Source organism: Nitrosomonas sp. Nm33 (assembly GCF_900107265.1).
Classification (GTDB): domain Bacteria; phylum Pseudomonadota; class Gammaproteobacteria; order Burkholderiales; family Nitrosomonadaceae; genus Nitrosomonas.
This window is the reverse complement of record NZ_FNPJ01000057.1, coordinates 1-21,377: the sequence shown is the minus strand read 5'-3', so window position 1 is coordinate 21,377 and position 21,377 is coordinate 1. Positions and strand designations below refer to the sequence as shown.

Genomic DNA, 21,377 nt, shown 5'->3' with positions numbered 1-21,377 from the left:
TAATCGTTGGTACCTGCCCCCCCTCGCAGGCTGTCATCCCCAGTACCGCCATACAGCGTGTCGGTACCGTCGCCTCCTTCCAGCACATCGTTGCCATTGCTCCCAGACAGATTGTCATTACCAGCACCCCCTATTACAGTATCGTTGCCTCCTGCGCCATTCAAGCTGTCATTGCCAGCCAGGCCATCAATCGTGTCGTTGCTGGCAAAGCCTGTGATGTTGTCAACACCTGTCGTGCCCTGCAATACCTTCTGTTTAACCGTGGTTACATCCCAGCTGGTGCCATCGCTGAACTCAATCGCATCCAATACATAAGCGCTGGCTGCATCCTGATAAAAGTAGTTGCTGACGGTGGTTTTCTCGCCGGTACTCTGCAGGGTGAGGTATAGATTGCTTGTATCGCCTGTTACCGTCACATCGCCAGGATTGATCCCTTCCATAAAGCGCAGCACATCGTGGCGATCGGTACTGCTATCGTAGTTATTGATGCTGGTATGACCCTCCCCGGCAGCAAATAAATAGGTGTCATTGCCCGCATCGCCTGACAGGTAATCGTTGGTACCTGCTCCTCCTCGCAGGCTGTCATCCCCAGTACCGCCATACAGTGTGTCGGTACCGTCGCCTCCTTCCAGTACATCGTTACCATCGCCTCCAGAGAGGTTGTCATTACCAGTACCGCCCAGTAAAGCATCGTTGCCTGCGGCACCATTCAAGATGTCATTGCCATTACTACCGTTCAGGTGATCATTCCCTCCAGCGCCAGATAAAATATCGTCACCACTCATGCCATTAATGGTGTCATCTGTCTCAAAGCCTATTATATTGTCGTTACCCAGAGTGCTTTGCAAGACCATATGTTTTACAGCCGCGATATCCCAGCTGGTCCCATCACTGAATTTAATCGCCTCTAATGCATAAGCACTAGTTGCATCTTGATAAAAATAGTTGCTGACAGTAATTTTCTCGCCGATATTTTGTAGGGTAAGGTATAGATTGTTGGTATCACGCGTTATTGCCACATCGTCAGGATTGATCCCTTCCAGGAAACGTAATACATCGTAACTTACACCTGTGTCATTGTTATCGATGGAGGTATTGCCGTCACCGGCAGCAAACAGATAAGTATCGTTACCGTTATCACCTCTCAGATGATCGTTTTCTCCCATGCCACCGCGCAAAACATCGTCACCGTCACCACCCATCAATAGATCGCGACCACCGCCGCCTTGAAGAATATCGTTACCGTTACTTCCCCCAAGAGTATCATTCCAAGTACCACCATTGAGGATATCGTTACCGATATAGCCGTTTAACGCTATATTGCCTGGTTCACCAAAAATGATGTCATCATTGTTACCGGTGGTGATATCCCGCTCAATAATACTTACCCCTAGCTCCTGAAGAATGATATCTGCTTGCTCACTACCGACGCCTTCATCAATCCAATTTCGCAGCATCTCAAGACCAGTCCAGCCATGTTGGTACAATATATGTCCCGCATATTTGTTCAATTCGATTAAATCGGCCAGCGCAGATGTAGGATCCACATCTTTTTGATTATTAAGCAACGAGTTCATTGTAGAAAAATCCACTGAAACTCCTGCCGTTTCAGTCACATTCAGGGTAATCTCATTCAAGTATGGTGAAAGGCGCGTCTGTAAAGCAAGGCTTCCATATACGGATTCTTTCAATGTTTCATAGCCTTGCTGCATCAACTCCGTTTGCACAGTTGATAAAGATACGAATACTCTTTTTGTACTTGTATTATTATTACCCGGCACTGAATTCACCATATTCTGGGATCCATTACCCAACGTTACCCGGTCAGTACCTACCACTACAAAAGGCGAAGCATTAAAACGCTCCAATACGCTAAGAATTCCTGCTGTTTCCTGCTGCTGTTGCAAAAGCGTTTGATATTCTTCGCGCATCTTTGGGCTAAGCGCATCCAGAACACTGCTATCTGTCGTATTCCAATAGCCGAAATGTTTATCATGATCTGACCATGATTGACCCGGTATCAAATAAAACAGGTAATAACCTTTGTCTGCAGCCTGCTCGACACTGGTTTTCATGGTGGAAGTTTCGGCCCAGGCAGTTAACAAATCATCCAACAATGCTTTCTGACCAGCATAGTTAGTCTGGCTGACGTAACTTTTGACTAAACTAGCCAGGGCTGGAGACAAACTGACTGCTTCTCGTAGATCACGTACTAAACCAGATCCTTGCACATCTGGTAGACTGAATGCTTCTTCTGTAAGTGGAATGCTATTAACAAACTCCCGGTAAAATGGATTATTGGCAAGATCCAGGTTGCCTGTCTGTCCCTCGCCATCCACAGTCAAATGCGCCGCTGTGGCCGTTTGCACATTGCCGTTGCCAAGATTGACATTTTTGCTGGTGGCTTTTAAATCAATACTAACCACACCCAGTTGTGATAATAAAAACAATTCATTGGCTGTGGAAATACCATTCTGGTTTAAGTCCCGCCAAACCCGCACCTGCGAGAATTGTGCATCGTTCTGATCAAATAACCTATCCGCATTGGAATCCAGATCCGATAATGCATCAAAACCATTGATAGCTAGTTTTCCGTCAGATTTCACTGTATCGACACCGAACAGCTCTGCCCCTGTATCGATAGTGCCATTGTCATTACGATCCAGCACCAGGAAACCATCATCTTTGCTCACCCAGCCGGTACCGGTTTTAATACCATCATTATCATGGTCAAAGACAATTGAGCCGTTGATACCGATGGTTTCGATACCATCATTATCCAGATCAAGCACTAGCGGGTCTGTCCGGGGTGGTACCCAGTTCTTGAATTGGAGAAAGAGGTTATTGACGGTATTTGGTACACCAACAAGATCACCCAAATCTTGCATTATATAGGTACTGAGTCGACTGATCGCCCAGGAAAAATCTTCTGCAACATTCTGGAAAAAGCGCGCCATATCGATACTTGTAACACTCCTATACAAATCTTCGAAAAGCTTCTCCCCAGTCAAACCACCAAAATACCCGCCGGCAAATCCAGCCACTCCCGTTATCACCATGCCGGTTCCCACACCAACATTGATACCAGGCGCAAGCAGAAGTCCAGCCACGAGCGCAGCAGATGCCGTTCCAGCGGCAAAGCCACCCACTAAACTACCGGCATGCGCAGCTAAAATAGCGCCTGCCTCGTTATGATTTCCATTACTATAGGCATGCTGCGCCTGAGCTATAGCCAAAGCTGTGCCTAAAACATCTCCAACTAAGCCTGCCTTGTTGAGCAAATCACCGTATTTGACGTACAGAGCCATATCCGTATTGGTCAAACGCATATCTTCTAATGATGCTAAACGGGTAACATCAACACCCGCAGGAATTTCCTTGGCAGGCAAGCCAAGCATTCTTCCCAAGTAACTGTTCGTATCAACATGTAACTTGTATACGCTATCGCGCCCCACATTCATATCCGCTAGATCTGCATTGGATGTGGTACGAATGAGTTCGACTAGCTCTGCCTTTGCAGTATTCTCACCATATAACAGTTTCTCCACCTGATACCGATCTTGCCAATCCTGGAGATCAATACCGTTGACTTTCTGTCCCGACTGGATAGTTTTGCTCAATAGGGTTGGAATTTCCGTTGCCACAGCAACACTGCCATCCGGTGCATGCGGCATGATCAGGCGAAAATCACCTGCATGGCCGTTTACAAGCCGTGCTGAAGCCTCATCCCAAAAACTGGCGTTGTTGATGCGAACACCATTCTCATTGATTCCCAGGTATAAAGCATTAAAACTAACTCCTTCGCGAACAGCAGCATCTCCTAGTGCTTCTCTAAACTCAATACTTTTTAAAAACTTACCTGACTGTGTATCCACGATCGTCTTCACAGTGGAACCATTTGATAGAGATTCTGCAAAATCTAAAGCTTTAAATTCTCTATAACCAGTAACTGGATCTGTAATTTCTCCTACACCCCCGCTATACAGCAATATAGTTGAATTTCCTGTACTGATATCTACAGTATTTGCCAGTGCCTGAAGCTCATTAACGGACATTGGGTTATTGGCAGCATTTCGGGCAATAATTTCATTAATTGCGGATTGGGCATCCATTTTCCGAAGTTCCTATAGATAGGCGGCAAAAGTAACTGTCAAGCTTTCAACATTTTTCCTTGAAGCTGCAAAGCCATAAGCATCCAGAGCTTCTTCAATCAGCGCATGCAATCGAGATCTGTCCTGTTTTAGATGAAATGGGGCAATAATTTGTACAACGCGCCACTCTATTTGATAGGCATGTTGTAGCTGCTTTATTCTTTGAAAAGCGTCAAAATTGACACTCTCACCTTCAATATTTAAATTAAATTCAAATGGCTCTTGTGGTCTTCCACCCCCCACTTCTTTCAGGACAAGATTCCGCTCCCGATCTATGGTCTGCCATGTTCCATCTTCTTTTCTTTCATTCACAAACGCCATCTCATGATCTCCCGCTGCTATAAGCCATCATTACAAATGAGTGTTAGGACTAGGAGCAAAGCTTCTCATCCTTTGCATCAACAATGTTTCTTGTTTCGTTTTTAATCGGCCTTTCTGTTGTTGGGTATTAATCAATCTACACAAATATGCATGCAGCATAGCCATTTTATTCATGAAAAATCAGGTTATGGCGTAGAGAAATAAAAAAACAATTCAGGCCGGCAAACCCACAAGTAGCATCAATTTATCGAGATTATTAACGCCATAAAAAAACTTTACTTTAGGGACAATTGATATTCTTGTTATGACAAATGCTGTGAGATCCAATCCCAATAAGAGCTGGGTCAAATAAAATAGTAGCGACCTAAAAACGACTATCCCCGCCGCAAGCAGCGAGGTATTACGCCGTTTTTTTCTTTGGGATGTCTGCTTTATGATTTCCCAGCGCCCAAAAGGCGAGGAATGGGTAAATGGAAACCCTGGCATCCAAGGCCGGTGCTCATACCGGCCGATAGTTTCATGGAAAAAGACCATGCCCCTCAATATCACTGGATACATGATCGCTGGCCTCGGTTGGTTAAATTGCCGCACCAAGGCGAAGCCGCGATTAATGATTGATCAGGTGAGAGACTAGTCGATTACTCACAAATACAGGGGGTAAGATTGTGGATAACTGCTCTATGTCGTGCAAGGCAAATGCAAATTAGCGCTGCCTAAATAATAGGCAACGCTAACCGAACTAGATAATTCTGGTTCTTCTGAAGAGATGACGTACTCTCTAGATTTTAGCCGTACGTGAGGAGGAGCTTACAATTATCGAGGTAGTAGCTCAGTTTAGGGCTCGGTTTAGTATTGGGATTGCAAGCTGGCGAGCTTAGTTGTATCTTGCCCAACGATGAGCGCGCGACTAAGCCGCAACTGATGATCGACAAATTCGTACTTAAATAAACAAAAATTCATATAAAAAGAGAGTCACGCTATGCGCTATGTATTGGCTATGGATCAGGGTACTACGAGTTCGCGCGCGATCGTTTTCGATAGCGCTGCGCGCATTCACGCCATCGCGCAGCAGGAATATCAGCAAATCTATCCGAAGCCAGGTTGGGTAGAGCACGATCCGCATGATATTTGGCAGAGCCAGCTCGCGGTGGCGCAGCAGGCGCTCGTCAAAGCGAACATCACTGCGCGCGATGTCGCAGCCATCGGCATCACAAATCAGCGCGAGACTACATTGTTGTGGGATCGGCGCACTGGCGAGCCGATCGGCAATGCCATCGTCTGGCAGGATCGCCGCACAGCTGATTTCTGTGCGCAATTAAAATCACGGCATGAGCAATTATTTCGTGAGCGCACGGGGTTGTTGCTTGATCCGTACTTTTCGGGAACCAAGCTAGCATGGCTGCTCGATCATTATCAGGATGCACGCAAGCGCGCTGAAAATGGCGAGCTTGCTTTCGGTACGGTCGATACGTGGCTGCTGTGGAATTTGACGCGCGGTAAAATGCACGCAACCGATGTGACGAATGCATCGCGCACATTGTTGTTTGATATTCATCATAATCGCTGGGACGATGAATTGCTTGATGTGCTCGATATTCCCTCGCAGGTATTGCCACAGATTTTTGCTTCGAGCGCGGATTACGGTTACACCGCACCCGATATATTCGGCGCTCCGATTTTGATCGGCGGCGTCGCTGGCGATCAACAGGCTGCATTATTTGGGCAGGCGTGTCATGCGCCTGGTATGGTGAAAAATACCTACGGCACGGGTTGCTTCATGCTTATGTAAACGGGTGATCGCGCCTGCGAATCACAGCATGGTCTGCTCACGACAAGTGCAGCGCAGCTCGATACGCAACCGGTGTTTGCGCTCGAAGGCAGCGTGTTTATCTGCGGCGCTGTCGTGCAATGGTTGCGCGATGGCCTCGGCATTATCAAAAGTGCAGCGGAAATCGAAGCGCTTGCAACGTCAGTGCCCGATAGTGGTGGTGTGTATTTCGTGCCCGCATTCACGGGGCTTGGCTCGCCGCATTGGGACCCACGCGCGCGCGGTGCGATTTTTGGTTTAACGCGTGGCACCACACACGCGCATATCGCGCGCGCTGCGCTCGAAGCCATCGGTTATCAATCTGCCGAACTGTTGCTCGCGATGCAAAAGGACGCTGCCACACCGATCAAAGAGTTGCGCGTCGATGGCGGTGCAGCTGCGAATAATTTACTGATGCAGCATCAAGCCGATTTGCTTGGGGTACCCGTCGTGCGCCCACGCATTATCGAGACCACCGCACTCGGCGCTGCGTATCTCGCGGGATTGACTACGGATGTGTGGAATGGCACCAAAGAAATCGCTGAGCATTGGCAAATCGATCGCGTCTTCGAGCCGATGATTTCGCGCGATGAAGCAGCGCAGCGGATGTTCGATTGGAGTAAGGTAGTAAGGGCGTGTAATCCGTGGGGAATGGATTAACATTGTGGCGCAATCCACCGCTTCACGAAGCAACCACTCATTATTCCATTTCTATTATAGAAGAATTACTTTGGAGTTTATTTCCACCCATTTAAATTAGGTATTAACAATACTGACCCTGACACCTTACGTAAATGTACGGATTTAAATCTGTTAAAGCCGTTAGACTCGGTGATTTAGTTTTTAAAAGGAAAATTAAAAAATAAAGTGGGAAATATATGAATACTCATCAAATTCTTTCATCCATTACTTCACGTGCAAGCACACAAGCGACCATTACAGCAAACTCAAGCCTGGAAATCTCATCTAAGGGTTGTTTTTTAAATGCGATTTTTTGTTTGGAGGGTGTCATGAAACGCTTTGGTTTGATGCTGTTTCTAGGTATGACTGCTTTAGTAGTTGGCTGCACCCAGCTGGGAGGAATAAAACAGAATCCCAGCATCTCTTTGGCTGACATCGAGCTTGTAGAACTCGGTCTCCTGGAGCAACGCTTTAACCTCAAGCTACGCATTCAGAATCCCAATGACATTGCTCTACGTATTAATGGCATGACTTTTGATGTTGAACTTAATGGAGTGGATTTCGCCAAGGGCCTGTCCGATCAGGTCGTGACCGTGCCCCGCCTGGGTGAGAAGGTGATGGAAGTAAAAGCGACCAGCACTCTAGGAACGTTATGGAAGCAATTAGGCGAATTGGAAAAATCTAGCCGCGAGAAGGTGGAGTACCGACTCTCTGGGCGACTCTTTCTGGAGGGGCTAGGCAGCGTCCCCTTTGAGCGGAAAGGCGACGTGTTCACGCCATTTAACGGTGCTGGCCATTTGCAGAAGTTTTAACTCGCCATCATATGATCAAACTACTCCCACCAGGGCTAGCGTTGGGCAGGTGTCGAGCTTGATCCAAAGTAAACAGATCTTTCTCCAGATGGAAGCCATCATGACCCTGAGTGATCAGTGCGCTGAGCTGCCCTGCCGAAATATCGATCATCCACTCTCTCAATTGCTCGAGCAGTCCAAACAGACCGATTAGAATCACGCTCTCTTTTATCACCTAAATAACGCTAAATTTTCAGCAATAAGAACCGTTTAAGTAACTCATCATGCAGTAGCTCTCATCAATCCTATTGAGAAGAAATTGGAGTCCTGCTGCTCGAAGCTCATACCAAAGCTCCAGAGGCAGGAAATGCGTGATATTCCACAGTGGCTCCATGGCGTAACAAATAAAAATCGCTTTTATGAGTCACTTTTATTTGTATCTGTATTAGGAGAAACAATAATGAATAAAAAGATCTTCAATAAGGTCTTCGCTGTCTGTGCGGTATTCGCTTTCACGACTGCATACGGTGGTGATACTACTTCTTCAAAATCAGTTTACCTGAGCGGATATACTTATAACCTTGCTACCTATGAATATCTCTCTGTGTTCGGATCGTCCGACCAGCGCTTCCCTGATAACAGCTACGTATCAGTAAACGGGTTCAGTAATGAACAGTTTTTTTATTGCTATGGGTATGGTTCAGCTTTTGTGAATGCGATCGATGTGTCCACCACTGTTTCTAAAGGCAGTATACAAGTGGACTCTACTCAGCTTACTTGTTATCAGGGAACTCCACCCCAGACGATTACCATGAACTGTAGCGAGGATGAGCAGTACTCCGACAGTTATGTCGCTAATGGCTCAAGCACATACAATGGAGTGAGCTACAAGTATCATTCGAATTCAAAAAGTAACTCGGCTAAATGCACGCTAACGACCGACCAAGTAAATATTGATTACGGTCAGTCAGGAGGATGGATGTCTCGAACTCAGTACGTACAGAAGTCAAATTAAACCCATGTTGATTACTTTGGTTAATGACAGGCAAACCATTAACACCAAGGGTTCTTAAACTTATCAGCAGCAGGGTGGGCAACACAAACACCCTACCTGCTTTCGCTCAATAATATGTCATCTGAATTTATGACAAAAGCAGAGGACAGACTCTAAAGCATCCTCAAGAACAAGTAATTAATTTCAATAACTTATCAAAGTTTTTATTAATAAATGGAGAATATATATGGTGCTTGTAGATCTGATTATGATATCGACATCAACAATGAGACTGCACCATATATGCCAAGAAAGTATCTCACAAAACCCTTGCTAACACCTGCGCCTGGATGCTGCACACTGCTCGCCAGAATGTTTTATCGGTTGCAGTCTTAGCGACACTGCGCTCAGCCAATCGATTACAAATCCTGCTATTGGTAGCCATGATTGCTACCTTTGCACTCTGTTACTGGGAATGACTGCACGATATAGCAACCGGCATCTGCACTATCAGGCGAATACTGTTAAAGATCGTCATGTACTCTCGGCTAGCTATCCTGGTTTGAGCGTAGCAAATGATCAGCGTTTAGAGTTTCAGCTTAAAGACTTGAAAACGACACTAATCCTCTTAAACCATATAGTGAATGCCCATAACGAGGGTAGGTAATGTCGTAGGTATACCTAAGGGTCTATTCTATTTTACTCGCTTCACATTCATACAAAAGCAAAGTCTGGAGGAAAACACCCACAAGCAGCAAGAATACCTAATCCCGCTGCAAAGGAGATCGCGAAACACCAAACGTTGCTGGGACCTCGTGACCTACCAGATGTTAAACTTAGATTGCTTATTAACTTTTAAGCTAGATTCTTTAGTTGATCGCTTGTACTGTTATTAATTAATAGTAGAAGCGATCAACTGAGGAATCTAGCTTAATATTTCTAATGGAAAATCTGAGTTAATCTAATTCGCCATCAAATTGACTTGAGATATTCAACGAGATCTGCCTTCTCTCCATCTGTCAAATTCAGCCCAAAGTGCTTGTCATAATGATTGACCACGGCAGGCAGGTCCGCTGCGCTCCCATCATGAAAATAAGGCGGATGTAGCTGAAGTCCTCGCAACGGCGTTGTCCGGTATTTTCCTGTAGCACTTCTGCTAGCATATACTGGTTCCGCACCCACTTCGGCTGGATCATGCAGTAATGGTTCATCCCGATTCGGTCCTCGCCTTACATCAGTGAATTTCCGCCCCGCATGGCAGCTAACACAACCGGCTTGGTTGCGGAACAAAAGCTTGCCCCGCAGAGCAGCTGCTTGATCAAAGCTATCTTGTGCAGCCTTCGGAGTTAGCAGGCTTAATTGATACGCAAGCAGTGCCGGTAGCTTCGGTGTAACCAGATCCGGAGTTTGCGTGATGGTGACACCCGCAGGAGGAAGTCGTGGATCGCTGAAGTTTCCTTTCCCACCCATCTGCCCTACGCCAACATAGCTATTCCAATAAGAGATAGGCCCATCCCCTGTGAATGTCTCGAAGCCGACGCCCTGCAATCCGAAGATCGAGGGAATAACAACCGGCAGCGTCGGGCTATTGAGCGGAACGATGCTGGTACCATCAAAGAAATGATGACGCGGATCATACTTACCTGGCCCCCAGGTCAAGAACTGTGCTTTAGTAGCATCGTCTATCGCTGGTGACAGTGAAACAATCGCACCCACATTCAAGTTGATGTTGGCCCATCCATCAAGCCGCTTGCCAATACCCGGCGCGAGCGAGTTATCGACGGTGGAGTGGCACAGGGCACATGTGATGCCAACTTTAGTGAGCTGGCCTGCTTCATCCACGCTACCCTGCACGCCGACGACTGCATTCAGGCGTAACAATTCCACTGTAACCGCTGGTTTTGTAAGATCAACCTGACCGGCCTTAAGCGCATTAATAAGCTCCTGCGGCAAGGCTTCAACATCGACCTTGAGGCCGACAGCTAATGCAGTAGCAGGAGAAACCCCAGTCTCTATGACCTTATGCATTCCAAATACGTCAGTCCACAACTGCTCACTGCCAAAGGTATCGAAGCGAAAAATCTCTTGACCTTCTTTTAGCTTCTGTACGCCATCAACAGAATTAATACTGAGTATAATTTTCCGTTCGTCATCATTACTAACTCTAATTTTCTGTTGGTCATCATTAACAGAAATATTAGCTTTAATTTCTTGTGCTATTGAATTTACCGGAGTAAATCCCAAAATACTGGAAGCCATTGCTAAAATGAACACGGTCGAAGCAATCGTTACATTCATTATGTTTCCTCCTCTTCAGCGGTTGTTATTTATATTCATTATGTTTTCTCCTCTTCTGCAGCATACCAATCATCTAATTTATGCTTCGGTTGAAATCCCCTCACTTGCGCTTTATGATAAGCCGAAATAGTGGAACGAGAGAAAAAATCTTCGTCTCTATACATGACCTCAAGGCCACTGCCTGGAACAAATCTATTTTTCCTGACATTTTTGGTAAATGATTTAGATAATCTCATGCAGCCTCCTTCATTTAAACACAAACAATTTCAAAATAATGAACCAGGTCATATTTGATAGAAAAATAGAAAATAATTAAATACGTGTAAACACGTATGGAATAACTCTTATATTTCATGTTATGAGTTATAATTAATATATAAATCAGTTACTTAAATAAAAATATCACTAATCATATTTATTAAAAATTATTTCGATGTATCGAAAATTTTTTTCATTTCAAAAAATCAGAAGAATGAAAAATGCATCAAGAAAAATTACAAAGCATTTGGCTCTCTTACTGTTTTCTTTGTTGGATTGAAAAGTTCTGTTCCTTTAGCCATTTCATTCAGTCAGGATTAAGCCAATTGCTATACAATGAGGCGATTAGAAGCATAATGAAGATTGAGCATTCCATGGTATGGCATGAAGAAATCAAAAAAAATGTTGGTCTGGCATTAGCAGAAGATATTGGCACAGGTGATCTGACTGCATTACTGGTCCCTGCAGATAAAGCTCTGACTGCTAGCGTTATCAGTAGGGAGCAAGCAGTATTGTGCGGTGTTGCCTGGTTTGAAGAATGTTTCCAGCAACTATCACCCAGTATCAAAATAAGCTGGCTAGCCCAGGAAGGCGAAACAGTTCAAGCGGATCAAAAGCTGTGCGAAATAACAGGAAACGCCAGAGCTCTGTTAACGGCAGAACGCACTGCATTGAATTTCCTGCAAATGCTTTCTGCGGTTGCCACGCAGACGCGGCGCTATGTCGATGCCATTTCAGGCACAAGCGCAGTCATTGTCGATACGCGTAAGACTTTGCCCGGATTAAGATTTGCACAAAAATATGCAGTAAAATGCGGTGGCGGTAGTAATCATCGTTTTGGGCTGTACGATGGTATTCTCATCAAGGAAAATCACATTCTGGCCGCTGGTGGAATTGAGCCAGCCTTACGAAAAGCAAAGGAAATCGCACCTCCTGACGTCTTTATCCAAATTGAGGTTGAAACGCTGGATGAATTGCAACAAGCGCTCAATGCTGGCGCAGCCATGATCCTGCTGGATAATTTCGATCCTGAAAAATTGCGCCAAGCTGTTACATTAAATCAACAACTCACGAGTAAACGCGCTATTCTTGAAGCCTCAGGCAATATCACTCAGGCGAATGTGCGCACAGTAGCGGAAACAGGGGTAGACAGAATTTCTATCGGCAGTCTGACTAAAGATATCAAGGCATTGGATTTATCCATGCGTTTCCTGCCGACTGCCTAGTTTATGTCAACAAATACAGAATTTTTTAATTTATATCACCATAGTTTTGTCCGTGTCGCTGTTGGCGTACCCGATATGCGCGTGGCTGATCCAGCATTTAATGCCTCTGCAACCATTACATTGATGACCCAAGCAGCTGAGCAACATGCCATCCTTGCCCTCTTTCCAGAGTTAGGATTGACGGCTTACTCATGTGAAGACTTATTCCATCAGCAGACTTTGCTTGCAGGCGCGATTGATGCACTCAGCAGGGTGTTAGAAGCTTCAGAGCAACTTGATCTGATCACAGTAGTCGGCTTACCTTTGCAAGTGAATCATCTGCTTTTCAACTGTGCAGCAATTGTTTATCGCGGCCGTATTCTCGGTGTCGTCCCTAAGACTTTCCTCCCCAATTATCGGGAATTCTATGAATTGCGGCAGTTCGCCCCTGCCACTGCAGCAGGCTGTGACACTATCACCCTATGCGGTCAAAGCGCGATTCCGTTTGGTGAAAAGTTGTTATTTCAGGCAAAAAACCAACCCCACTTCAGTTTCTTTACAGAAATCTGCGAGGATCTGTGGGTTCCTATCCCACCTTCATCTCATGCAGCACTGGCTGGTGCCACCCTGCTGCTAAATCTTTCAGCCTCTAACGTCACGATCGGCAAGCATGAATATCGCCATAATCTAGTGGCCAATCAGTCTGCGCGCTGCCTTGCAGGATATCTTTATACAGCAGCCGGCACGGGCGAATCGACTACGGATCTCGCCTGGGATGGTCATGCCATGGTTTATGAAAATGGTGTTCTTGTGGCTGAATCCAACCGGTTTCATGAAGGTTCACAATTAATTTTTGCGGACCTGGATTTGGATCACCTGATCCAGGAGCGTATGCGGCAGAATAGTTTTGGCCAAAGTGCACAGTATTATCAAGAAAAAATACGACAATTTCGTGAAATTTCCTTTGAGGTCAACTTACCAGCTACTATCCGGTTACTTTGCCAGCGACATTATGATCGCTTTCCTTATGTTCCCGCTGATCCAGCCACACGCGATAGCCGTTGTTATGAAGCTTACAATATCCAAGTGCAGGGATTAGTGAAACGACTGAAACACACGGGTATCCACAAAATCGTTATTGGCGTCTCAGGAGGACTGGATTCCACGCATGCGCTCATCGTGGCAGCCCGCGCCATGGATGTACTGCATTTCCCGCGAACGAACATTCTCGCTTATACCATGCCCGCCTTTGCCACAAGCGAACATACTCTGGCCAATGCCAAAGCACTCATGCAGGTGCTTGGCTGCACTGCGCATGAACTCGATATCCGGCCAAGCTGCGAACAAATGCTGCGGGATCTCGACCATCCATTCATTCACGGTGAACCGGTCTATGACGTCACATTTGAAAACGTGCAGGCAGGTGAACGTACCAATCACCTTTTTCGCCTTGCAAATCATCACCATGCCCTGGTACTTGGCACCGGGGATCTGAGCGAATTGGCTTTGGGTTGGTGCACTTATGGCGTCGGCGATCACATGTCACATTACGCCATTAATGCCAGCGTACCCAAGACACTGATTCAATTTCTGATTCGCTGGGTTGTTGACACTGATCAGCTCGGTAATGAAGTAAGTTGTGTCCTTCGTGCAATCCTGGACACAGAAATCAGCCCTGAATTAGTTCCAGGAAAAATAGATAGCACTCAGCCTGATCAGCGCACAGAGGCCATCATCGGTCCTTATGAGCTGCAGGATTTTAACTTGTATTACATTACACGATTTGGTTATCTGCCGACCAAAATTGCTTTTCTGGCCTATTGTTGTTGGCGTGACCGTACACAAGGCCGCTGGCCTAACATACCCGAGAACAGGCGCAATCAATACACTATTGGTGAAATCAAGCACTGGCTACAGGTTTTCGCCTACCGGTTCTTCCAGATCAGCCAATTCAAGCGCAGTTGCATCCCCAACGCGCCCAAGGTGGGTTCGGGTGGCTCACTTTCGCCGCGGGGAGATTATCGAGCACCGAGTGACAGTGAAGCAACAGTATGGCTTGATAACATTGCGCACATTCCTGATGTCGTGCCGGAAGACGATTTGTCCGAGCATGAAATGATTTGATTGCTAAGAGCTCACTACCTAAGGCTTTATGAAGAAAATCATCCTCAAGGCAGGAAAAGAAAAATCCCTGTTGCGTCGGCACCCATGGATTTATTCGGGTGCAATTGGTCGGGTAGAAGGTAATCCGAGCGATGGCGATACTGTGCAGATATACACGAACCAGAATGTTTTCCTTGCGCATGCAGCCTATCATTCCAAAGCACCGATTGCAGCCCGTGTATGGTCATGGCAGCAAGATGAGCGTATTGATGAGATGTTCTTTTACCGAAAATTAACTCAGGCATTGGCGCTACGCAAAGATCTGGGTTTATCTCAATTTAGTACGGGTTGCCGCCTAGTGCACGGGGAATCTGATGGCTTACCTGGCTTAGTAATCGATCAATACGATCGCGCGCTGGTTATCCAGATTGGCAGTGTGGGGGCAGAACGCTGGCGTGAAGTGATCCTGGATATTTTAAAAAATTTATGTAACCCAACCTGTATTTACGAACGTTCCGATACTGAGGTACGCGAATTAGAAGGCTTGACCAAACGTACCGGTGTGCTGTGGGGTGGATTGCCCCATGATCTGATAATTAAAGAATATGGTCTACATTTTGCAGTGGACGTAGTCAGAGGACAGAAAACAGGATTTTATCTGGATCAGCGCGATAATCGCGCCAAAATTGGCACATTGGCAAAAGACAAAGAGGTACTCAACTGTTTCTGCTACAGCGGCGGGTTTTCTGTATATGCCAAGCAAGGAGGGGCCAAATCACTCCTGTCCGTGGATTCATCGGAAGATGCATTGAAACTGGCACAACACAATTTTGCCCTGAACGGACTGGCAACGGATTCCCAAGAATGGCAATGTGCCGATGTATTTCAGATGCTGCGTAAATTGCGTGATCAGAATCGGAAGTTTGATCTGATCATTCTTGATCCACCTAAATTTGCGCCCACTGCTTCATTTGCAGCCAAGGCAGCGCGTGGATACAAGGATATCAATCTACTCGCTTTCAAATTACTCAGATCGGGTGGCATATTGGCAACCTATTCATGTTCCGGTGGAATTAGTAGCGATCTGTTTCAGAAAATCGTTGCCGGCGCTGCTTTGGATGCAGGTGTTAGCGCACACATTATTGACCAACAGATGGCAGCACCTGATCATCCCATCTTACTTAGTTTTCCGGAAGGTGCTTATCTCAAGGGACTCCTGTTGAGAGTGACAGATTAAACTTTGCCATAACTGTAATTACTGGCAAATGAGCACATGCTACTATTGTCATGATTGAGTAATATAGTATTAAGGTATTTTCTTCCAATTTTCTATGTAATCAAACCACCCAATCAAATTACCCTTCGAAAGCTTTTTATACACTTTGCCAGATCAAAAAATATATTCCTAAGCTGGAGTTTTAAAATTGAATCCGCATGCAGCACGATCGATCTCTCCCTTCGTATTACTTAACACGCTCAAGGTCAACCGAGGCCTGATTTACAATCTGATCAAACGAGAAGTGATTGGTCGCTATCGCGGTTCCGTCATGGGCTTATTGTGGTCATTCTTCAACCCTATTCTGATGCTGACTGTTTATACATTTATATTCAGTGTGGTTTTCAAGGCGCGCTGGGCAGGTGGCACTGAATCCCGAACAGAATTCGCCTTAGTACTTTTTGCCGGGCTTATGCTTTTTAACTTATTTGCAGAGTGCTTAAATCGTGCACCCAGTCTGGTGCTGGGTAATGTCAATTATGTTAAGAAAGTTGTATTCCCGCTGGAAATACTTCCTGTCGTGGCCATGGGTTCTGCTGCTTTTCACCTATTGATTAGCTTATTTGTCTGGCTGGTTTTTTACTTGATTTTTTTTGGTATTCCCCAAGCAACTATTGCACTGTTACCTGTGGCGCTGATTCCTTTCTTTTTGATGACGCTAGGATTTAGCTGGTTCTTGGCCTCACTGGGAGTATATATGCGTGATATCAGCCAGATTATTGGGGTAATGACGACTGCGCTCATGTTTTTATCACCAATTTTCTATCCTATTACTGCTTTGCCTGCGGAATATCACTGGTTTATGCAAATCAGCCCGTTAACGTTCATCGTTGAACAAGCCCGTGATGTGATGATTTGGGGCAAAGGATTGGATTGGGGTGCTTGGGCTATCTATATGTTGCTTGCCGCGATCATTGCTTGGTTAAGTTTTGCCTGGTTCCAGAAAACACGCAAAGGATTTGCTGATGTCCTCTGAGATTGCCGGCAAGGTTGAGAATCTGAGCAAACTTTATTCAAAATGAGTGAAGATTTTGAAATTCAAATACCCTCAAGCAATGAGTTTTTAGATTCAATGAGAATAGGCTCGAGAATCGCTCGCCATGCCTCAAGCTTACGCCCAAAAGATATCGAAGCATTAGCCGGACTGGTTGAAGGTAATCGGTTATAGCAGAGTGCGTCGCTCTTAATTCTGGATATCACCAGCTGCTTGAAACAGGTTTCTGCTTTGGTACCATTAAAGAAAACATGGGTAATATTGCGATGGCTATGGAAAAAGTTCTCAAAATCGTTGGCTATTTGCGTTTCAATCTCAATCTTTGCGTCCAGGCTGCCGTTTCTTTTACAGGAATGAAGTACATCCCATAACGCAATACGCGCCGATCTCAGCACCTGAACCTTATCGGCATAAGGTATCGCGGGATCAAATGAGAGCAATTCAGCCATGATACGCCAGAAAGCATTCTGTTTATGGGCATAATATTGTTCTGCAGCTAATGATGCGGGTCCCGGCATACTGCCAAGAATGAGGATCTTGGCATGCTCATCCGCTATCGGTGCAAAACTATAAATTCTTGCCATTAACTATCTGTTTATTGCTTGAAATACGTTATTCCCAGGGTCGTACTTGCGCCTGAAGCATCAACCTGAGCACCCGCGTTAGCCGAGATGCGCAAAAAACTGCCCTCGCCGAAACGGATTTCCCGGTCAGTTAACGGTTTGCAAGCGCGCGCTTTCTTAATTTCATCCCGCACCTGCAAACAAACCAGTTCATAAATCGCTTTTGCCCAAACCGCCTCATTATCAGGAACAGGTCTATTTTTTTCTATCAGATTTTTATTTCTGCCACTACTCTCTGCGCGGAGATACGTAATACTGCGATGCCTGGGGGTGTCTTCCACTTCAATGAGGTAAAGCAATTTCCGGTTGCCAGCAAGAGGCACTTGCTTGATGAAAGTTGAATTCTCCCGCTGGAAATAGCCCGCTGCTTCCAGGATGACCGGAATATCTTCTGGCAAGGTGCTCAGTGAAATACCTTCGATTTCAAGATCAAGAAAACGCTGCAACGGAAAAGACTCGCTGGATTCGGCACCTGTCGTTGCGAGTACGGTTGATGGCTTGAGCAGCAATAGAGTTATTAAAAAAAGCACACTGGAACATTGGTAAAGAAAATGAAGCATCTGTTAGTCCTCCCTTCATATATGGGAAAGTCAGCAGCTGCTATTAGCTTATCACAGGAAATTTCAGCCTGGAAACCACCGTTGCCAGATTGCAATACGTTTCTCATTCCGGAATCTTAGCTGGAGGCAGTTTTCATCATCCGTTGATGTCGGGCAAGATAAAGCGGTGCCCAGGCGTGCGGATTCAGTATTACGCTTTTACGCGCATAGATTCTGTCCGCCGCGAGCGATAAAAATACTCCCTGCACCTGCGTTACCCTGCAAAGCCGCCAGGATGAACTAGCGGGTATTGGTGATGATGATTCGTACCAGAATCATTCATGGCATTGATGTTGCGCCAAGATTCATCAGCGGGACTCGTTGCATGTTCGATCAGATTGAGATGAATGCCATTTGACCAGAAATCCGAACTACCCATCAGTACGACTACGCGCACGTCGCTTTGGCTAGCAGCCAGATATGCTGCCCGTAAGCGCCCACATTGGCTGCTGCTCATCGCTCCGTTATAAAACGCAAAATGCCGATAACCCACATGATTTCTCTGCTCGAACCAGATATCGCAGTACAATAAGTTGCATAGAGCTACCCTCATTACTAGTGGACAACGACTCGCCTCATCGAGCGGTATTGGCTGATAGAACCTGACAGGAGACGATTCCTCGCTGCTAATGTAATTTACTCATCCAAACCTGAATACTTGCAAGTTGTGCAAAATTTTTGGCATCCATCTCAAACTAAAAAATATTGCGGTTAAGTCATTTCAAACATAATTTCTGAGTCTAGCGGGACGTAGCGCAAGCTTGGCACCGATGAGTTCAGTGAAGTGGAACGGCTATGCAGCGCGTCATTCGCCAATATCTCTTTCCTTACCTTTTTCCTGCTTTAATCAATCCTATATATTGGAACTTTCCCAGGAAACGTGCATCTTATCTACGTCTCTTGGATTCAAGTTGTTAAATGTGATGCCCCCCCGGTTGACCCTTTTACCTTGATATTCGATAGTCATAAACGAATCGCCGTAAGCATAAATTTCATTATGAAAGAGAAATAACATGGCAACAGGTATTGTAAAATGGTTCAATGATACTAAAGGTTTTGGTTTTATTACCCCAGATAACGGTGGAGAAGATTTATTTGCACACTTCTCTGCAATCAATAGTAAAGGTTTTAAAACATTGCGTGAGGCTCAACGCGTGACCTTCGAAGTTACGATGGGGCCGAAAGGGAAACAGGCAACAAATATTGTGCCTCAATAAGTATGAACACAGCTAAATAAAAAATAAAAACCCCGGATTAACCGGGTTTTTTATTTCTACTGAAAATAAGTAATTGCGTAACTTTACTTACTTTTTCGTTTCAATCCCTTCGCAGCAGATTCAAGTTGGAAATGTAAATGAAAAGTAAGGAAAGTTACCTTTTACTTGAAAGTTGTGACTAATGCGCTTGTTGCCACGCTTGAGCAGTAGCACTACTTAGCAAATACGAAGCAATGAAAGAAGGTGTCAGTCATTGCATCTTGCAAAATGAACGAATTGACCGACTCACAGTACTGTAATGAACATTAAAATATGCTGCAATTTCAAACATTGTGTAATGTCCCGTTTTGTATATCGCATTCATTGCCTCCCCTCTATCAGTAATGCCGGCGGCAATTTCGTCCATTGATTTCTTGGGCGATTTCTTCGATCGCTTGGTAATATGAATACTATTACTTTGCTGTAAACTAATATGTTTTTGTATCTCACCAATAAAAGCATTATCGCCTAAATAGGTTTGTTGTAATACTTTTCCAGAAAAAGGCTGATCAACACCCTGGCTGACATACACCTTGTATAAGCGAATGGCCTCTTTTCTTCGATGATCGAACAAACTGAGTAAATTATCAGCAGCAAGCCAGTCAGGACATGCATACTGACCTATAGTTGCGCTATAACTGGACCAGCTATAGTTTTCTGGAACATCAATTATACCGGCACGTACTGGATTGAAAATGATATAGCGCGACAGTTCAAGTAAGTAGTTATCCTTTTGCACAATAATCGCTTTATACCGACCCTGAAACACATGTCCCATTCGTTGACGCGTTTTGTTGAAAAATCTTGTATAACGCCCGTTTAGTCCTCGCATTATTTGAGATAGATTTGCCTTTGGCGTTTCCAGCAAAAGATGATAGTAATTATCCATAAGGCAGTAGGCATAACATATTGCTTCATAGCGTGTTATCAGCTCCGCTAATAAATCAAGAAACTGCTGTCTATCCTCATCTTCAGCAAAAATAGCTTCTCCACCGTTCCCCCTTGACATCACATGGTATAAACCATTCGAAAATTCCAGCCTGATCGGACGCGCCATAAAACCATTCTTCTCCATATTCATTTGTGGCTACGTATCATAAATGATGCACTTCATGCACTATGCAATGACTGACACCTTCTTACTGCTAGCAGATTTTGGAGCAAATTAAATAATTTTTTAAGATTTATTAAAATCAACTAGATTATCGATTATTACTTTTTTCTTTTGATTTTGAACGACCCAAAATAAATACTGTGACTAACCCTATAACACTCCCGCCTCCCAATAATGTTCCGTAAAGTGGATGACTATTTACAGAGACATAAGCACCACATAAAAGAGCTACAATTCCAATAGAAACAGCAAATACTTGACCTAATGTCACCTCCTGTTTCTTCGCAGCCAATGCTTTTTGTTGCATGCTCCTTATATGATCAGCATCTTTCTCTGCCATAACTAATATACGTTCAGCAAATCCAGGTTGGATTGCATCGTACTGCTTTAAGATTGCTGGGTGTGGCAACGGCCCTGAAAAAGCAGATGCTTCGATAGTTAAAGTTTGCTTTATCTCCGGGTGCTCTCTAACAAGTTCACCCAGCTTAGGGTTATCCTGAAGAAATTTTTCTACGGCTGGATCAATCTCATTGTTTCCCTGCTCACTATTTTTATTTAGCTTGTTATTAGCCGAAGACTCAGAAATGAGCTTGTCTTCGCTCTTCCGGGGAGATCTCTTTGTTGTCACGTTTCTTTCGCTCGTGGACTAAAACCACCACTCATCTCTTAAAATGTTCACTGCCTTTAGTTACTTTACGTACTTTAATTATCAGTCTCTCTAAAACAAGACTAATCAATTAGTGATTTGTGAGCATTTTTTTTGGAGCGAGCTATTACATGAACACAAGGTTTAGATTCAAGAACATATCTAACGTGAGTTCGACATAAGAATCACAACCCTACAAGTGGAAGAGCTTGAGTGAATCTGATATTAAGTGAAGGTTTCTTCTCGCGGAACGTGTAAGC

At 44.9% G+C, this 21,377-nt stretch carries 19 protein-coding genes and 1 pseudogene; 9 read left to right on the top strand and 11 right to left on the bottom strand.

The window, feature by feature from the left end; all coding sequences use genetic code 11:
• Together BLV54_RS11205 and BLV54_RS11200 are read right to left on the bottom strand one after the other, a co-directional pair.
• On the bottom strand, positions 1–4,112 hold a 4,112-nt coding region (locus BLV54_RS11205; protein ID WP_143032493.1), incomplete at its 3' end, for a calcium-binding protein.
• 12 nt (positions 4,113–4,124) lie between these two features.
• Positions 4,125–4,472, bottom strand: coding sequence for a hypothetical protein (locus tag BLV54_RS11200; RefSeq protein ID WP_090571706.1), 348 nt, complete (start codon positions 4,470–4,472; stop codon positions 4,125–4,127).
• 462 nt (positions 4,473–4,934) lie between these two features.
• Here BLV54_RS11200 and BLV54_RS16160 point away from each other — a divergent pair, with 462 nt between their 5' ends.
• The 3 genes and pseudogenes from BLV54_RS16160 (at position 4,935) to BLV54_RS11190 (ending at position 7,772) form a co-directional block, all read left to right on the top strand.
• The gene (locus tag BLV54_RS16160) at positions 4,935–5,090 is read left to right on the top strand and encodes a hypothetical protein (protein ID WP_176969750.1); all 156 of its coding nucleotides are present in this window, start codon (positions 4,935–4,937) and stop codon (positions 5,088–5,090) included.
• 361 nt (positions 5,091–5,451) lie between these two features.
• Positions 5,452–6,939: pseudogene (glpK, locus tag BLV54_RS17320) on the top strand (glycerol kinase GlpK).
• 218 nt (positions 6,940–7,157) lie between these two features.
• Positions 7,158–7,772, top strand: coding sequence for an LEA/WHy family protein (locus BLV54_RS11190; protein ID WP_090571704.1), 615 nt, complete (start codon positions 7,158–7,160; stop codon positions 7,770–7,772).
• Between the two features lie 7 nt (positions 7,773–7,779).
• On the opposite strand, the gene BLV54_RS11185 is transcribed toward BLV54_RS11190, so the two are convergent.
• Positions 7,780–7,986 (bottom strand): hypothetical protein, encoded by a 207-nt coding sequence (locus tag BLV54_RS11185; RefSeq protein WP_143032492.1) that lies wholly within the window; start codon positions 7,984–7,986, stop codon positions 7,780–7,782.
• Between the two features lie 132 nt (positions 7,987–8,118).
• On the opposite strand from BLV54_RS11185, the gene BLV54_RS11180 reads away from it, so the two are divergent.
• On the top strand, positions 8,119–8,766 hold the full coding sequence (locus tag BLV54_RS11180; protein ID WP_176969752.1) for a hypothetical protein: 648 nt from the start codon (positions 8,119–8,121) through the stop codon (positions 8,764–8,766).
• 298 nt (positions 8,767–9,064) lie between these two features.
• On the opposite strand, the gene BLV54_RS16935 is transcribed toward BLV54_RS11180, so the two are convergent.
• From BLV54_RS16935 to BLV54_RS11170, 3 genes are all read right to left on the bottom strand, one after another.
• Positions 9,065–9,190 carry a hypothetical protein gene (locus tag BLV54_RS16935; protein ID WP_256329409.1) on the bottom strand — a complete coding sequence of 42 codons (126 nt, stop codon included), beginning with the start codon at positions 9,188–9,190 and terminating at the stop codon, positions 9,065–9,067.
• A 527-nt stretch (positions 9,191–9,717) separates the two neighbouring features.
• Positions 9,718–11,043, bottom strand: a complete 1,326-nt coding sequence (locus BLV54_RS11175) for a hypothetical protein (protein WP_090571698.1) — start codon at positions 11,041–11,043, stop codon at positions 9,718–9,720.
• Between the two features lie 38 nt (positions 11,044–11,081).
• On the bottom strand, positions 11,082–11,279 hold the full coding sequence (locus BLV54_RS11170; RefSeq protein ID WP_090571696.1) for a DUF2934 domain-containing protein: 198 nt from the start codon (positions 11,277–11,279) through the stop codon (positions 11,082–11,084).
• Between the two features lie 378 nt (positions 11,280–11,657).
• Between BLV54_RS11170 and nadC the strand changes: the two genes are divergently transcribed.
• From nadC to BLV54_RS11150, 4 genes are all read left to right on the top strand, one after another.
• The gene (gene nadC, locus BLV54_RS11165; RefSeq protein ID WP_256329408.1) at positions 11,658–12,527 is read left to right on the top strand and encodes a carboxylating nicotinate-nucleotide diphosphorylase; all 870 of its coding nucleotides are present in this window, start codon (positions 11,658–11,660) and stop codon (positions 12,525–12,527) included.
• 3 nt (positions 12,528–12,530) lie between these two features.
• Positions 12,531–14,630 (top strand): NAD(+) synthase, encoded by a 2,100-nt coding sequence (locus BLV54_RS11160; RefSeq protein WP_090571695.1) that lies wholly within the window; start codon positions 12,531–12,533, stop codon positions 14,628–14,630.
• A 28-nt stretch (positions 14,631–14,658) separates the two neighbouring features.
• Entirely contained in the window at positions 14,659–15,846 is a 1,188-nt protein-coding gene (locus tag BLV54_RS11155; RefSeq protein ID WP_090571693.1) for a class I SAM-dependent rRNA methyltransferase, read from the top strand.
• Between the two features lie 187 nt (positions 15,847–16,033).
• Positions 16,034–16,861: an ABC transporter permease gene (locus BLV54_RS11150; protein WP_090571691.1), complete on the top strand. Its 828-nt coding sequence runs from the start codon at positions 16,034–16,036 to the stop codon at positions 16,859–16,861.
• A gap of 62 nt (positions 16,862–16,923) precedes the next feature.
• Here BLV54_RS11150 and BLV54_RS11145 read toward each other — a convergent pair whose 3' ends face one another.
• The 3 genes from BLV54_RS11145 to BLV54_RS11135 form a co-directional block, all read right to left on the bottom strand.
• Entirely contained in the window at positions 16,924–17,463 is a 540-nt protein-coding gene (locus BLV54_RS11145; RefSeq protein WP_090571689.1) for a DNA-deoxyinosine glycosylase, read from the bottom strand.
• Between the two features lie 11 nt (positions 17,464–17,474).
• Positions 17,475–18,062 (bottom strand): hypothetical protein, encoded by a 588-nt coding sequence (locus tag BLV54_RS11140; RefSeq protein WP_090571687.1) that lies wholly within the window; start codon positions 18,060–18,062, stop codon positions 17,475–17,477.
• A gap of 253 nt (positions 18,063–18,315) precedes the next feature.
• Positions 18,316–18,558 (bottom strand): Clp protease/crotonase-like domain-containing protein, encoded by a 243-nt coding sequence (locus BLV54_RS11135; RefSeq protein WP_143032491.1) that lies wholly within the window; start codon positions 18,556–18,558, stop codon positions 18,316–18,318.
• 556 nt (positions 18,559–19,114) lie between these two features.
• Between BLV54_RS11135 and BLV54_RS11130 the strand changes: the two genes are divergently transcribed.
• A complete protein-coding gene (locus BLV54_RS11130; RefSeq protein WP_090571683.1) occupies positions 19,115–19,318 on the top strand; it encodes a cold-shock protein in 204 nt (67 codons plus the stop codon).
• A gap of 250 nt (positions 19,319–19,568) precedes the next feature.
• Here BLV54_RS11130 and BLV54_RS11125 read toward each other — a convergent pair whose 3' ends face one another.
• Together BLV54_RS11125 and BLV54_RS11120 are read right to left on the bottom strand one after the other, a co-directional pair.
• Positions 19,569–20,414, bottom strand: a complete 846-nt coding sequence (locus BLV54_RS11125; protein ID WP_176969751.1) for a transposase — start codon at positions 20,412–20,414, stop codon at positions 19,569–19,571.
• Positions 20,415–20,559: 145 nt separating this feature from the next.
• A complete protein-coding gene (locus tag BLV54_RS11120; RefSeq protein WP_090571679.1) occupies positions 20,560–21,099 on the bottom strand; it encodes a DUF2335 domain-containing protein in 540 nt (179 codons plus the stop codon).
• Positions 21,100–21,377 lie beyond the last annotated feature (278 nt).